General features: G+C 54.5%; 16 protein-coding genes. 14 read left to right on the top strand and 2 right to left on the bottom strand.

Annotated elements, in window-relative coordinates; genetic code table 11:
- Positions 1-161: 161 nt before the first annotated feature.
- Positions 162-710, bottom strand: coding sequence for a Smr/MutS family protein (locus G9Q73_RS01095; protein ID WP_177418103.1), 549 nt, complete (start codon positions 708-710; stop codon positions 162-164).
- Positions 711-782: 72 nt separating this feature from the next.
- A complete protein-coding gene (locus G9Q73_RS01090) occupies positions 783-1,004 on the bottom strand; it encodes a DUF3820 family protein (RefSeq protein ID WP_177418102.1) in 222 nt (73 codons plus the stop codon).
- Between the two features lie 2 nt (positions 1,005-1,006).
- Here G9Q73_RS01090 and G9Q73_RS01085 point away from each other — a divergent pair, with 2 nt between their 5' ends.
- The 14 genes from G9Q73_RS01085 (at position 1,007) to G9Q73_RS01020 (ending at position 13,970) form a co-directional block, all read left to right on the top strand.
- Positions 1,007-1,786 (top strand): hypothetical protein, encoded by a 780-nt coding sequence (locus tag G9Q73_RS01085; RefSeq protein ID WP_177418101.1) that lies wholly within the window; start codon positions 1,007-1,009, stop codon positions 1,784-1,786.
- Positions 1,787-1,878: 92 nt separating this feature from the next.
- On the top strand, positions 1,879-2,625 hold the full coding sequence (gene surE / locus G9Q73_RS01080) for a 5'/3'-nucleotidase SurE (protein ID WP_177418100.1): 747 nt from the start codon (positions 1,879-1,881) through the stop codon (positions 2,623-2,625).
- Positions 2,625-3,284: a protein-L-isoaspartate(D-aspartate) O-methyltransferase gene (locus G9Q73_RS01075; protein WP_177418099.1), complete on the top strand. Its 660-nt coding sequence runs from the start codon at positions 2,625-2,627 to the stop codon at positions 3,282-3,284. The genes surE and G9Q73_RS01075 overlap by 1 nt, the downstream gene beginning before the upstream one ends.
- Positions 3,284-3,862, top strand: coding sequence for a YqaA family protein (locus G9Q73_RS01070; protein ID WP_177418098.1), 579 nt, complete (start codon positions 3,284-3,286; stop codon positions 3,860-3,862). Before G9Q73_RS01075 ends, G9Q73_RS01070 begins: the two co-directional genes overlap by 1 nt.
- A gap of 76 nt (positions 3,863-3,938) precedes the next feature.
- Complete coding sequence (locus tag G9Q73_RS01065) at positions 3,939-4,724, top strand: peptidoglycan DD-metalloendopeptidase family protein (protein WP_177421197.1); 786 nt, start codon at positions 3,939-3,941, stop codon at positions 4,722-4,724.
- A 25-nt stretch (positions 4,725-4,749) separates the two neighbouring features.
- Positions 4,750-5,742 (top strand): RNA polymerase sigma factor RpoS, encoded by a 993-nt coding sequence (rpoS, locus tag G9Q73_RS01060; protein WP_177418097.1) that lies wholly within the window; start codon positions 4,750-4,752, stop codon positions 5,740-5,742.
- A 23-nt stretch (positions 5,743-5,765) separates the two neighbouring features.
- Positions 5,766-6,518 (top strand): helix-turn-helix domain-containing protein, encoded by a 753-nt coding sequence (locus G9Q73_RS01055; RefSeq protein WP_177418096.1) that lies wholly within the window; start codon positions 5,766-5,768, stop codon positions 6,516-6,518.
- 307 nt (positions 6,519-6,825) lie between these two features.
- Complete coding sequence (gene ccoN / locus G9Q73_RS01050; RefSeq protein ID WP_177418095.1) at positions 6,826-8,259, top strand: cytochrome-c oxidase, cbb3-type subunit I; 1,434 nt, start codon at positions 6,826-6,828, stop codon at positions 8,257-8,259.
- Between the two features lie 19 nt (positions 8,260-8,278).
- The gene (ccoO, locus tag G9Q73_RS01045) at positions 8,279-8,992 is read left to right on the top strand and encodes a cytochrome-c oxidase, cbb3-type subunit II (protein ID WP_177418094.1); all 714 of its coding nucleotides are present in this window, start codon (positions 8,279-8,281) and stop codon (positions 8,990-8,992) included.
- 194 nt (positions 8,993-9,186) lie between these two features.
- Positions 9,187-10,035, top strand: coding sequence for a cytochrome-c oxidase, cbb3-type subunit III (gene ccoP / locus G9Q73_RS01035; RefSeq protein WP_177418092.1), 849 nt, complete (start codon positions 9,187-9,189; stop codon positions 10,033-10,035).
- A 73-nt stretch (positions 10,036-10,108) separates the two neighbouring features.
- Positions 10,109-10,234 carry a hypothetical protein gene (locus G9Q73_RS19905; RefSeq protein ID WP_281397532.1) on the top strand — a complete coding sequence of 42 codons (126 nt, stop codon included), beginning with the start codon at positions 10,109-10,111 and terminating at the stop codon, positions 10,232-10,234.
- A 198-nt stretch (positions 10,235-10,432) separates the two neighbouring features.
- Entirely contained in the window at positions 10,433-11,860 is a 1,428-nt protein-coding gene (gene ccoG / locus G9Q73_RS01030; protein ID WP_177418091.1) for a cytochrome c oxidase accessory protein CcoG, read from the top strand.
- A 92-nt stretch (positions 11,861-11,952) separates the two neighbouring features.
- Complete coding sequence (locus G9Q73_RS01025; protein WP_246344900.1) at positions 11,953-12,456, top strand: FixH family protein; 504 nt, start codon at positions 11,953-11,955, stop codon at positions 12,454-12,456.
- An 8-nt stretch (positions 12,457-12,464) separates the two neighbouring features.
- On the top strand, positions 12,465-13,970 hold the full coding sequence (locus G9Q73_RS01020; RefSeq protein ID WP_369408802.1) for a heavy metal translocating P-type ATPase: 1,506 nt from the start codon (positions 12,465-12,467) through the stop codon (positions 13,968-13,970).
- Positions 13,971-14,401 lie beyond the last annotated feature (431 nt).

The following is a 14,401-nucleotide window of genomic DNA, read 5'->3' as shown; positions in this document are numbered from 1 at the left end:
CGCTGGGGAGGTGCGGGTCAGTTGCTGTGCCTCTGCTGTCACAGGTACAGGAATGCTGTGAAAATGCAGCTTTGGGGCAGCCAGAGAGGGGCGCGTTATGCAGAACCCGCAGAACAATCCCGCCAGAAACCACCACCTTAAAGATTTCAGCTGCAAAAGAGTCATCGCCGGCTTTTTTTGGGATTGCGCAACAGCACGTAGACGGCGCCCGTACCACCGTCGCGCCGGGTGGCGGAGCTGAAGGCAAGTACATCTTCGCGCTGACGCAGCCAGAGGTTGATCTTCTGTTTCAGCACCGGCTGTCGGTTCTCCGAGCGATAACCCTTGCCGTGGATGATGCGGGCGCAACGGATATGTCGTTGCTGACACTCTCTCAGGAAGAGTCCCAGATTCTCCCGTGCATAAGCGACGGTAAGTCCGTGCAGATCGAGTTCAAGGCCGACTTCGAACCGTCCCCGGCGCAGATCGCGGATCACGCGGTCCTGTACCCCCGGACGGCTGAACAGCAGCTCATCGGTGGCTTCGATCTCGGTATCGGAGTAGTGGTCGGTATCGGAAAAACCATCGTCATCCTCATCTTCCAGATCAAGGGGTCTGGGCGGCAGGCGCTTCTTATACGGTTCGGTCCTGTCCTGGGGAAGCGGACTGATATCGTCCAGCGAATCCCGAAACAGATTTACCTCGTCTTCCAGGTTGGATTTTTTACCCATGATCTCAATTGTCAGTGCATCAGGTTTCAGCTTAGTGTAAGGAGGAATTTGTCCTATCTCAAACCGGCTCTCCTACCTGAGCGGTTTTATCAGATACTCCAGACCGTTGATCTTTATCTCCAAAGTCAGCTGCATCAACATACCGAGTCGACCTTGTGGAAATCCTTTGCCTGAAAACCAGAGCAGATAGGACTCAGGCAGGTCAATGAGTGGCCGGCCCTTGTATTTGCCGAAAGGCATCTGCATGCTTGCAACTGAGATAAGATCCTCTTTTTCAAACAGGGTGGTAGTCATTGATGTTCGGTTTCCTGAAAGACAAACCTGTCCTCGACGAAACGTCGATCGAGTGGCTGTTTGGCCTCTATGCCTGGGCGCTGAGAAATTTCGATGCCGGGGTTTTTTACCACGAAACGATCCTGGTTGTACCCTCTAACGAGCATTTTCCCGGCAGGGAGAACTCGCTTCATGGGATGGCGAATCTGATTTTCGAACAGGCCAAGGGATTTGCGGGGATGGCGCATTGGCCAACCCGGCTGATCGATCAGAGTAGCTGTCACATCATGGCGCCGCCAAAGCTGCAAATCGAGGGCGCTCTACGCGGGTTACAGGGCAGTGTTCCCGATTCCGTCGATGAGGTGAACCGATTGACCATCACCTACGATCCCGCCCTGGTGAACAATCCCGAAGCACTTATCGCCACATACGCCCATATGCTGGCCCACTACCTGGGTTCTGCCGCCCAGGAGCCACCGCCGGGTGGGGAGCAGAACTGGCCCCACTGCACTGAGGTGCTTGCGGTGTTCCTGGGATTTGGACTGATGTTTGCCAACAGCGCCTCGCGTTTTAAGGTCAGTTCATGCGGCAGTTGTGGCGGCGGTCAGGCAGATCGCTCCAGCTATCTGTCTCAATTCGATATTACCTACGCGCTGGCGATGTTTGCGGTCTTGAAAGAGATGCCTGACAAGGTGGTGTTGCGCCACCTCAAGAAGTCTCTGCGGAGCTATTACAAACAGGCGGCCAGGGATGTTCGGAGACGCGGGGAGATGTTGTCGCGGCTACGCAGTATCGGTCTCTGAAGTGAGGAATTAAAGGGTTCGGATGCGGTACGTGATGCGCTTATAAATTAAGGTGTTACCGCAGGCTATTTCCAGTATATTTAGCCCCCAATATGAAGATCCTGCTGAGCAATGACGATGGCTATCAGGCGCCCGGGCTGCAGGCCCTGGCGGAACGCCTTGCCGAATTGGGAGAGATTCTGGTAGTGGCGCCCGAGCGGGACCGTAGCGGCGCCAGCAACTCCCTCACCCTCGATCATCCATTGCGCCCGCGAACCATGGACAATGGTTTTATCCGTGTCGATGGCACGCCGACGGATTGTGTGCATCTCGCCATCACTGGTTTGCTGGATGAAGAGCCGGACATCGTGGTGTCGGGGATTAATTCCGGCGCCAACATGGGGGATGACGTGCTCTATTCAGGCACTGTGGCGGCGGCAACCGAAGGGCGTTTTCTCGGTCTGCCGGCAGTTGCCGTCTCGATGAACTCCCATGATCCTGAACACTATGAGACCGGAGCGCAGGTGGCGCTGGAACTGGTGCAGCGACTTTGCGAGAAGCCGCTCACAACGGATGTGATCCTCAACGTGAATGTGCCGGATCTGCCTTATGAATCGTTACGGGGTTTTCGCACCACCCGGCTTGGTCACCGTCACAAGGCGGAACCTGTGGTGAAGACCGAGGATCCCCGTGGCAAGACTATCTACTGGGTCGGGCCCGCTGGTGCGGAGCAGGATGCAGGGCCAGGTACCGATTTTCATGCAGTGCGGGAGGGTTTTGTCTCGGTTACCCCGCTGCAGGTGGATCTGACCCGGCATGACGCCTTGGAAAGTATCAATGACTGGCTGGTGCAGACGTGATGCGTCCCGAGCATCAGGGTATAGGTATGACCTCCCCACGTACCCGGGAGCGCCTGATTCAACGCCTCAGGCAGAACGGTATCCGCGATCTGCGTGTCCTCGACGCGATGCGCAATACACCACGACATATCTTCGTCGACGAAGCCCTGGCCAGCCGGGCCTACGAAGATACTGCGCTGCCGATCGGCCATGGCCAGACCATATCACAGCCCTACATCGTGGCCCGCATGACGGAAGCCCTGTTGGAGGGTGGAGGGATGGATAAGGTGCTTGAGATCGGAACCGGCTCCGGCTATCAATGCGCGATTCTTGCACAGCTGGTATCCCGTGTGCATAGTGTGGAACGAATCGGCGCCTTGCAGGAGCGCGCCCGGATACGGCTTCGTGATATGGGTTTGCGCAATATTCGCCTGAAACACAGTGATGGCGGTATCGGCCTGCCGGAGTATGCCCCTTTTGACGGCATCCTGGTCACCGCGGCGCCCGAGGGTGTTCCCCGCGCTCTGCTGGATCAGCTGAATCCTGGTGGGCGGCTGGTATTGCCGAGCAAATCGGAAGGTCGACAGATCTTGTTGCGGGTGACCCGTACGTCACGCGGTTTTGAACAGGAACAGCTCGAAGCGGTCAACTTCGTACCCTTGCAAGGAGGGGTGCTTTAATGCGTCTATTCTCGTCTCTTTACAGTCGCACCATGCAGTGGTCGCGCCACCCTCATGCGCCGCGCTATCTGGCAGGTCTGAGTTTTGCGGAGTCTTCGTTCTTCCCTATCCCCCCCGATGTGATGTTGGCCCCGATGACGTTGGCGAACCCTGCGCGCGCCTGGTATTTTGCCGCATTGACCACCGTTGCATCTGTGCTGGGAGGGCTGCTGGGTTATGCCATCGGCGTCTTTTTCTTCGATCTGCTGGAACCCCACCTGCACGACCTGGGGTATTGGGATCGCTATCTGCAGGCCAAGGCATGGTTCGATGAGTGGGGGTTCTGGGCGATATTTTTGGCGGGCTTTTCGCCGATCCCCTACAAGATTTTTACCATTACGGCGGGGGTCATCTCCATGCCGCTGCTGCCGTTTACCCTGGCGTCGCTAATTGGCCGTGGAACCCGCTTCTTTCTGGTGGCGGCGCTGATGGCATGGGGCGGAGAACGGATGGAGGCGGCACTGCACAGGTATATCGACCGAATTGGTTGGGCGCTGGTGGTGGTATTTCTGGTTGCCATTGTGCTCCTGAAGGGGTAGTCAGGCTCACTATTGGAGGCAAGGCGTCACATTGAAACCGGTCAGAATCAGCTTGTCCAAATGGATGACGGATGGCATGTTGGTGATCGGTCTTGCCTTGCTGGCAGGAGGGTTGACGGCCTGCGGCTCAACCGGTGGCGGTGCACCGGTCTCCAGCCGTACTGCGGAACACAAGGTTGTAAAAACTACCGGATACTACAAGGTCCGGCTCGGAGATACGCTCTACGCGATCGCATGGCGACAGGGCCTGGACTATCATCGGCTGGCGGCATGGAATGGTATCAGAGGTCCGAAATACCGTATCTATCCGGGTCAGAGGCTGCGCCTGACACGACCTCCAGGCAGAAATACGGCACCGACCAAGCCCAAAAGATCGCAAAGCCAGCCCAAGGTCACTCCAGCAAAGAAGAGGGTGAAGGTAGAGCCAGCTGTACCAAAACAGGCCAAAACGGGAACGGCACCAAAGATCGGCAAAGAATCGGTCAAGTTAAGCTGGCGTTGGCCGACAAATGGCAGAGTGGTGCAGACCTACTCCTCCAGGGACCGGAACCGCAAAGGGATTCGCATTAGTGGCCACCCCGGCCAGCCAGTGAAAGCGGCGGAAGCGGGCAGAGTGGTCTATAGCGGCAGTGGACTTGTTGGCTATGGAAACCTTATTATCATCAAGCATAATAATAATTTTCTAAGTGCCTATGGGTACAATCGAAAACTCCTCGTAAAAGAGGGGGACAAAGTGGCAAAAGGCGATCGTATTGCGGATATGGGATTGCCTCGCAAAGGAGCGGAACCCCTTCTGCATTTTGAGATCAGAAAGAGGGGTAAGCCGGTGAATCCCTTGGGACTTTTGCCACGCAACCGATAGTCGATGTTTGAGTGGAGGACGATGGATGAGCGAAGGTGGGAGCGATGAGACGGCGCTGATGGACAAACCCAACGATGCAGGCGAAGACTCGGTGTCAAGCGACAAGCCTGAAGTTTCCTCCAAGCGGGAGACAGCCCAAGCGCTGAAGAAACCAAAAACGTCTGCTGCGCGGGAGCCCAATGATGCGCAGATGGATGCCACCCGGCTATATCTCAACGAAATAGGCATCTCCAAGTTGTTGACGGCGGAAGAGGAGGTCTACTTCTCTCGATTGGCCCAAAAGGGGGATCACTCTGCCCGCCAGCGCATGATCGAAAGTAATCTCCGGCTGGTGGTGAAGATTGCCCGCCGCTATATGAATCGTGGTCTGGCGCTGCTGGACCTGATAGAAGAGGGGAATCTCGGGTTGATCCGTGCAGTGGAGAAATTTGATCCTGAACGGGGTTTTCGCTTCTCCACCTATGCGACCTGGTGGATACGTCAGACCATCGAACGTGCGATCATGAATCAGACCCGCACCATCCGCCTCCCCATCCATGTGGTCAAAGAGATCAATGTCTATCTGCGGGCTGCCCGCAAATTGGCGCAGACCCTTGATCACGAGCCCTCATCAGAAGAGATCGCCGATCTGCTCGACAGGCCTATCGGTGAAGTCAAACGCATGCTCGGACTCAATGAACGGGTGACCTCTGTCGACACGCCCTACGGAAAAGATGCAGATAAACCGTTGCTGGACACTATCCCCGATGAACGGGCCAGTGATCCCACAGTCGATATTCAGAACGATAGACTAAATGCCAATCTGGACAGATGGTTGGAGAAACTCAATGATAAGCAACGCGAAGTTGTCGAGCGCCGTTTTGGGCTGCATGGTTACGAGAACTCCACACTTGAGCAGGTGGCGAACGAGTTGGGTGTGACTCGTGAACGGGTGCGGCAGATCCAGATGGATGCCCTGCGTCGCTTAAGGGATATTCTGGAACGTGACGGTTTTTCCGTGGATACTATATTTAAATAGTAAGCTGCGGCGGAAACCCTATTTTGAACAGTGCCTCTCCACGTGTTTGCCGGACTCTGCAGTGTTCGGCGGAAAACCCACTCGAAGTGGAGTGCGATGCCTGCGGCCTTGATCCCATCTGCCAGGTGCTCGATTATGCCGAGACAGGCAGCGGGGTTCCCGAGGGCGTCCTGTTGCGCCGGCAGCCGGTGGCCAGGGGTGAGACACTGTTTCAAGCCAATGAGGTCTTCAGCTCCATCTATGCAATCAAATCCGGCTCCTTCAAGACCTATACCTCTTCTCCTGGTGGTGGCGATCGGGTGATCGGTTTCCATCAGCCTGGCGAGTTGATCGGCGTCGAGGCGGTCTCCAGCGGCAGTTATCCCTGCACGGCGCGGGCGCTGGAACCCAGTAGTGTATGCGAACTGCGGATCTCCCGATTACCGGAGGCGGGTCGTCCCAATGAGTTGGTCCAGCAGGCGCTGATCCAATTGCTCGGCAGCGAAGTGGCCTTCAGCCATATTGTCATCACCGCGCTGATTCAACAGAATGGAGAGCAACGACTGGCTGCGTTTCTACTGAATATCTCCAACCGCCGTTTAGAGCGTGGATTGCCGGAGAGCGAATTCTACCTGCAGATGTCCCGCGCCGATATTGCCAACTACCTCGGCTTGGCCAGCGAGACGGTTAGTCGACTGTTGACCCGGTTTCAGAATCAGGGGTTGATTACCCTGCGGCGTAAGCAGGTTCTGCTGCGGGACCACGCCGGGCTGATGTCGATCATAGAGCCCAACTAAAGTTATTCTCGCCTCTTGCCTGCGGGCTCGTTTTTTATGTAATGACACAAAAAATATACGGAAATCCAATTAGTTTATTAGTGATTCCTTTGCTTTGGATCAATCAAATAATAATAAAAAATTTAATGTCAGGATAATCAACGACTAAGAACGCTATATGGTTGCTTTCATTGATGCATTGGATCTTGACATTTGTCAGGATTGAGAGTGAGATATGCCACGCCTCATTGTGTGATTTCACATAGTGGGCAATTGGGGTTTCCCGAAAATTCACGCAACGTTCAATAATCTGTAAAGAGGGGGGTTCATGGACGCCGTAGCAGAACAGAAGTACAACTATGCCGTTGTGCGATGGTTCACCGTCATGGCAGTTGTCTACCTGGTGGTGGGCACTCTGGCAGGGACATACATCGCCTCAGAACTGGCATGGCCGTTTCTGAACTTTGATATTCCGTATATCACTTTTGGGCGTTTGCGCCCGCTCCACACCAACGCAGTCATCTTCGCTTTCGGCGGGTGTGCGTTGATGGCAACGTCTTACTACAGTGTCCAGCGCACCTGCGGTGTCCGTCTGTGGAGCGACAAACTGGGTTGGTTCGTCTTCGTTGGCTGGAACCTTATCATCGTCGCCGCTGTCATCACTCTGCCGCTGGGTATCAACCAGTCCAAAGAGTATGCTGAGCTGGAGTGGCCGATCGATCTGGCAATTGCAGTGGTCTGGCTCTCCTACACGTTCAACTTCATTATGACGTTGGCGACGCGGAAGAGTTCTCACATCTATGTGTCCAACTGGTTTTTCCTGGGCATGATGGTGATGATCACCTATCTGCACGTGGTCAACAGCATGGCAATTCCTGTCAGCCTGTTCAAATCCTACTCACTGTTCGCCGGCGTACAAGACGCCATGATCCAGTGGTGGTGGGGCCATAATGCGGTGGGTTTCTACCTGACTGCCGGTTTTCTGGGCATCATGTACTACTTTGTGCCCAAGCAGGCAGGCCGTCCGGTCTACTCTTATCGTCTGTCAGTCATCCACTTCTGGGCGCTGATGTTCGGTTACGTATGGCTGGGTGCGCATCATCTGCAGTACACCGCTCTGCCTGACTGGACCGGTTCTCTGGGTGCGGCTGTCTCCATCGCCATGATCATCCCTTCCTGGGGCGGCGCGGTGAACGGCATGATGACCCTCTCCGGTGCATGGGACAAACTGCGTACTGACTACGTCCTGCGCTTCATGATCATGTCCCTGGCCTTCTACGCCATGTCGACCTTCGAAGGTCCGATCATGTCGATCAAGACGGTTAACGCGCTCTCCCACTACACCGACTGGACTGTTGGTCACGTACACTCCGGTGCGTTGGGTTGGGTTGCCATGGTTGCCATCGGCGCCATCTACCACATGATGACCCGCACCTTCCACACCGAAATGTGGTCCATCAAGTTGATCAACGCTCACTTCTGGACTGCCACCATCGGCACTGTGGTCTATGTTGTGGCTATGTGGGTATCCGGCATCATGCAGGGTCTGATGTGGCGCGCTTATGATGAGTACGGCACCTTGGCCTACACCTTCGCAGAATCTGTTGAAGCAATGCATCCCTATTACGCAATGCGTGCCATTGGCGGCATGATCTTCGTAACCGGTGCCGTGCTGATGCTTATCAACGTGCTGATGACGGTTCGCAAGGCCGCCAGCGAAGGCAGTATACGTGCGGCTTCCACAGCTGCCGTTAGCGCTTAATTGAGGGGGATTTGTCAAAATGGCGAATAACAATGAAACAGTCGGTTTTCAGGAGAAGATGGAGAAAAACATCTGGATGCTCCTGTTCTTCCTGGCGCTTGCACTGTCCGTCGGTGGTCTCGTGGAGATCGTTCCGCTGTTCCTGATGGACGATACATTTGAGCACAACAAGGCGCCTGAGCTTGTCTGGCAGCGCCAGGCCGGCCAGACCCTGGCCGATCACAAGCCGGGTGACGGGATGCGTCCGTATACCGCTCTTGAACTTGCGGGTCGCGATGTCTATCAGCGGGAAGGGTGCTATCTCTGCCACTCCCAGATGATACGTCCGCTCCGTGATGAGAAGGAGCGTTATGGTCACTACTCGCTGGCTTCAGAGTCGATGTACGACCATCCGTTCCAGTGGGGCTCCAAGCGTACCGGTCCCGACTTTGCCCGTCTCGGCGGCAAATACTCCGATGACTGGCACCGCAAGCATCTGCGCGCACCTCGCGACGTCGTGCCTGAGTCTGTCATGCCTAACTATCCCTGGTTCCAGGAGAACTCAGTGGAGGGTGTGGACATGGAGATCCGGTTTAGCGTCATGAGGCTGATGGGTGTTCCTTATACTGATGAGGACATCGCCAGCGCAAACGCTGAACTGGCGGGCAAGACTGAGGAAGACGCGATGGTTGCCTACCTTCAGGTATTGGGCACCATGGCCAAGCTAGACGAAAGCAAGGCTTATCGTGAATAGTTTGGCTGAGTACTTTCATACCGATTGGGAGGCAATGACCACCAATGACTGGATAGGCCTGGTTATGACAGTGGTTACTTTCCTCTTGATGGTAGGTCTGTACTTCTACGCATTACGTCCAAAAAATCGGGATAAACTGGAGAAGAACCGGTTTATCCCGATGGATGAAGATCGAATAGATAGCGGAGATAAAAATGGCGGATAACAATCCATTTCCGGGTGAAAACAATACCGGACACATCTGGGATGACAATATCAGGGAGCTTGCCAACCCACCCCCACGTTGGTGGATGATAGCCTTCTGGGCCTCCATCATCTTTTTCTTTGGTTATGGCGTACTCTATCCCATGTACCCGATCGGCCAGAAGCCGACTGAAGGTGTCTTGGGCTGGACCCAAATCAAGGAGTACCAGGAGGGTCTTGACGAGGTAGCGGCGGTTCGTGCCCCGTTCGAAAATCAGCTGAAGGATATGAGCGCCAAGGATATCCTGGCCAATCCTGGGCTGGCCGACTACACCGTGGCTTCCGTCAAGGTGTTGTTTGGTGATAACTGTGCGCCATGCCATGGCGGCGGTGGTCAGGGTGGTCCTGACTACCCTGTATTGGCTGATGATGACTGGCTCTTCGGTGGTACTGTCGAAACAATCGAGCAGACCATCACCATGGGTCGGAAAGGCATCATGACTGCACATGGCAAGATCCTTTCCGATGCAGAAGCGGATAAACTTGTTGATGCGATCGTGGCGGGTGACCCCATGTCGGATCCTAACTTCCTGCAGAAGGGCTGCATCGCCTGTCACGGCATGGATGGTAAAGGTATGCAGATGTTGGGTTCGGCTAACCTGACTGATGGCATCTACCGTTTCGTTCGAGGAGGCCAGTCCACCAAGGACAGCGTCAAGCAGACCATTCTGCATGGCGTCAATGATGTGACTGATCCGCAGACCCGTGAGGCTGTAATGCCTTCATTTGGTGAACGTCTGTCAAAAGACGAGATCAAAAAGCTGGCTGTCTACGTCTACAAGTTTGGTGGCGGTCAGTAGTAAGGGCCTTGTTTCCTTGTAAGCGCGTGACGGTGTCTTCCGTCACGCGCGGCAATAATTTAAGGGGTATGTTATGCATTGGGATGCGGTAACGATAGGTTCGATTGTTGCGGTGGCGATCTGTGTGGTGATCTTTGTTTATGTCATTTATAAGGTCGGCGCCTTGATGAAGAGCGATGCCGAGAAACACAAACAGTAATAATCAGTGATTGTTTAGTTAGAGAAGGGGGGATTTATCTCCCCTTTTTTTTTGCTATCTATCGTAGATTATTGTAGGCATCGACAAATGCCATTGTTGTAGCTGTTTTGACAAATCGCATTGGTTCATGCGCCAGTTTTAAGAATAATGTTACGTAGAATCCTGAGACGACAAATATTTTAATGTGAGGTATCCACCTTGAGCGCCGAACAGAAATCCCCCCAACAGTCTGCTATAGATGAACTCTACGATGAGGCGGAACACTGGAATCTGAATACCGGTGAGGAGACCATTCATGCGAAACGTTTGGGTGGTAACTGGCGAAAAATAAAATGGCTGTCAGCCTCGGTTTGGATTCTCATGTTTATCGTTCCCTATCTCAGAATTGGTGATCGTCAGGCGATTCTTTTTGATATTCCCAACCGTCAGTTCCACATCCTGAATATGACGATCCTGCCGCAGGATTTCTGGATGCTCTCTCTGCTACTCCTGTTTTTCGCTTTACTGCTGGCAGTTTCAACCGCATTGATAGGGCGGGTCTATTGTGGATATTTCTGCTTTCAGACTGTTTGGACAGATGTCTTTACCTGGTTGGACGAGAAACTGGAAGGTTCACCGCCGAAGCGCCGGAAACTGGACAAGGCTAAACTGGACTTCACCAAGTTCCGTATCAAGTTCACCAAGCATCTTATCTGGTTGTTGATCTCTGCATTGACCGGCATCAGTTTTGTTGCCTGGTTTTATGACGCATATGATCTCTGGTCGGATATTTTTAGCCTGCAAGCGGGATCTACGGCATACAGCACCATCGCACTTTTTACTGCGGGCACCTATGTACTGGCTGGTTATATGCGCGAACAGGCCTGTTTCTGGCTCTGTCCCTATGCCCGTATTCAGGGCGTTATGGTGGACAATACCACCTTGGTTCCCACTTATGATTTCAAACGGGGTGAGCCGCGTGGTCGAATTGTAAAAGGGCAGTCCGAGGATGAGCGCACTACTGGCGACTGCGTCGATTGTAAGCAGTGCATTGCGGTCTGCCCCACTGGGGTCGATATTCGTCACGGTCAGCAGGAGGGCTGTATTACCTGCGGCCTGTGTATCGATGCCTGCGACCTGGTCATGGAAAAACTTGACCGGCCCAAGGGCCTCATTCGCTACGAATCCCTTGATGTGCTTGAGGGCGGCGAGAATCGTCCGCTGTTCAAACGTCCACGTGTTTGGGTTTATGGATTGATCATGTCAGCCGCTATGGCCGGAATCGGATATGGACTTAGCACGCTCGATGCGTTGGAACTGAAGGTGATCCATGCCAGGCAACCGCTCTTCGTGCTGCTGAGCAACGGTTCGATTCAGAACAAGTACACCCTGAAAGTGCTCAACAAGATGACCAAGGATGTGCCGGTGACGATTACTGCAACCGGGCCTGAGGGACTGATTCTCGTTGATGCTGACGGCATTACCGCCAAGCACGGCAAGGTAACGCCGAGAACGGTGTTTGTGCGGGTTCCCAAGTCGAATCTGAAAGGGGAAACCACCCCGATCATCTTCCAGGTCGAGGGTGAAATAAGTGACGAGGTGTTCGTGGGCACGCGCATGAGTGTCTTTATCGGACCGAAGTACTGATATAATACCTGTCGCATGGAGGGGGCGGTCTGAAAAGTCCGCCCCCTTACTATTTGTGGTTTTGGCCTGTTAACGATTTGATATTGATGAATATGGCAAACAAAAATTCTGCTTGGAGAAGTCCCTGGGTCATCGGCTGGGTGGCTATGGTGGCTATCTTTTTCACCATGAATTTGATCATGATCTTTTTGGCAGTGAATAATGATTCCGGGTTGGTCGTGGAAGATTTCTATGAGCGTGGCCAGGATTATGAAAAGAACATGCTCAAACGTCTGGCGCGGGATCCCGGTTGGCAGATGGAAGTGCAGTTGCCAAAAAAGATCGAGATCGATCAGTCTGTCCTCTGTCGTTTCGTGGTGAAAGACAAGACGGGGGAGGCGGTAACGCCAGACGCGGTTATCCTTTATGTCTATCGTCCTTCCAACGCCAAGCAGGATTTCTCCATACCGATGAAAGCGGTTGAGCCCGGCGTCTACGAAACCCAGGTGTCTTTCCCGCTTATCGGTGCTTGGGATATGCTCGTCAGCGCCAAACTTGGCGAAGATGAATTCAATACCCCCAAACGCGTCGGGGTCGGTATCGACTGGCAGCCCTGAGTCGCATCGTGACTGAATCGAGCGCGGAGCGGCACTGCTTCCACTGTAGCCTGCCGATCCCTCCTGCGGATGACGTCATCGCCGAGATCGAGGCTGAACAGCAACATTTCTGCTGTAATGGTTGTAAGTCGGTCTGTGAAGCGATCTATCAGGCCGGACTAGAGGGTTTCTACCAGCGAACCCCTGAAGATGCTGCGCTGGCGCCGCCGCCGGAAATTCCCAAGGAGCTTGCGCTCTACGATCTGGATGAAGTTCAGGAAGAGTTCGTCGGTGATCTGAGCGAAGCCCGGGATATCCATCTTCTGGTGGAGGGGATTCACTGCGCTGCCTGCGTCTGGCTCATCGAACACAGCCTCAACGCCATGCCCGGCATTATCGAGGCGCGGGTCAACCTCTCCGGCAAACGACTGCATGTCAAATGGCACAACGGACAGGTCGCACTCTCAGCCATCATCAGTCGCTTGGGGCAGATCGGTTATGCAGCGGTGCCTTATGATCCCGAGGTTGCCGAGGGCAAGCTGAAGCAGCAGAACCGCAACCTGTTGTATCGGATGGCATTTGCCGGCTTCGGTATGATGAATCTGATGTGGATCTCCATCGCGCTCTATTCCGGAGCGGATGAGGGAGAGTTTCGCGGTCTGTTTCACTGGGTCGGCTTTATGCTGGCAACCCCGGTACTGCTCTATTCAGGCTTTCCGTTTTTCAAGGGTGCCTGGTCGGGAATCAAGAACTTTCACCTGGGCATGGACCTGCCTATCGCCATCGGCGCCGGCATCACCTACCTCTATTCAGTCTACGTTACCGTCACTGGAACCCAAACGGGTGAGGTTTACTACGATACTGTCGTCAACTTTCTTTTCGTCATTCTGGTGGGACGCTATCTGGAGGCGATCTCCAAACGGCAGGCAGTGGCGGCAACCCAGCGTCTGCTCGACCTGCAACCGCGGGTGGCGACGGTCATCCGTGACGGTGAGGAGAAGATTGTGCCGATCCGGGCTGTGGCCGTTGCTGAGACGGTACTTGTCAAACCGGGTGAGCGCATCCCCGTCGACGGCACGGTGGTCGAAGGAAAGAGTGTTGTGGATGAGGCGATGCTGACTGGTGAAGCGCAGCCCGTAACCAAGATGGTTGGGGCTTCCGTCTCCGCCGGTACCATCAACGGCCACGGCATGCTGCAACTGAAGGTGGTCAGTTCACTGAAGGATACGGCGTTGGGGCGGATCATCCGCCTGGTGGAGGAGGCGCAGGCCTCGAAGGCGCCGATTCAGTGTATGGCGGACCGGATCGTCCCCTGGTTCGTTATGGTGACCCTGGGCCTTGCAACCGCCACCTTCATCTGGTGGTTTGGGACCGACATAGAGGTTGCCCTGCTGGCCGCAACTTCCGTCTTGATCATTACCTGCCCCTGCGCTTTTGGCTTGGCCACCCCCATGTCGATCGCCGTCGCTTCGGGTCTGGGGGCGAAGTACGGCATTCTGGTCAGGAATGGCGAGGTGAACGCTGCTCATCCGTAACCGATCGTCTTTGATGAAACCGGCACCTCACCGAGGGAAGATCTCGGTTGTCCTGAGAACAAATGGATGTGATTTGAATGGCGTAGAAACTGATAGCGAAGGCGATGCTGCCGGGGTTGATGCTTATGACAAACTGGCGTCTGGGCACTTCTCTGAGCATCCGGCGCTGATCTGTCGTGATGAATCGCGGGATTGAGCTTTCGTTCGATGACGCTGACGCCGAAGACGAACCAGGGTTTATCGGGTAGCGTGGAGGTGAATCGCTGCTGTCGGTGGCAAGCTATTGCAGAAAATTAATTTGGGTCTCTCAGGGCAGCAGGCAGTGGCGCTTTTGATCAACGGGGCATCGGCTCATCGAATCGCAGTGGACTGGCAAAGAGGTGGCGTTGATCGGTATCGAGGATCGGATTGCGAAGGCGCCGCGTTCGCAG

Source organism: endosymbiont of Lamellibrachia barhami, from assembly GCF_011947365.2.
Classification (GTDB): Bacteria; Pseudomonadota; Gammaproteobacteria; order Chromatiales; family Chromatiaceae; genus QGON01.
Note: the sequence above shows the minus strand (reverse complement) of the source record. Positions and strands in the feature narration are given on the sequence as shown.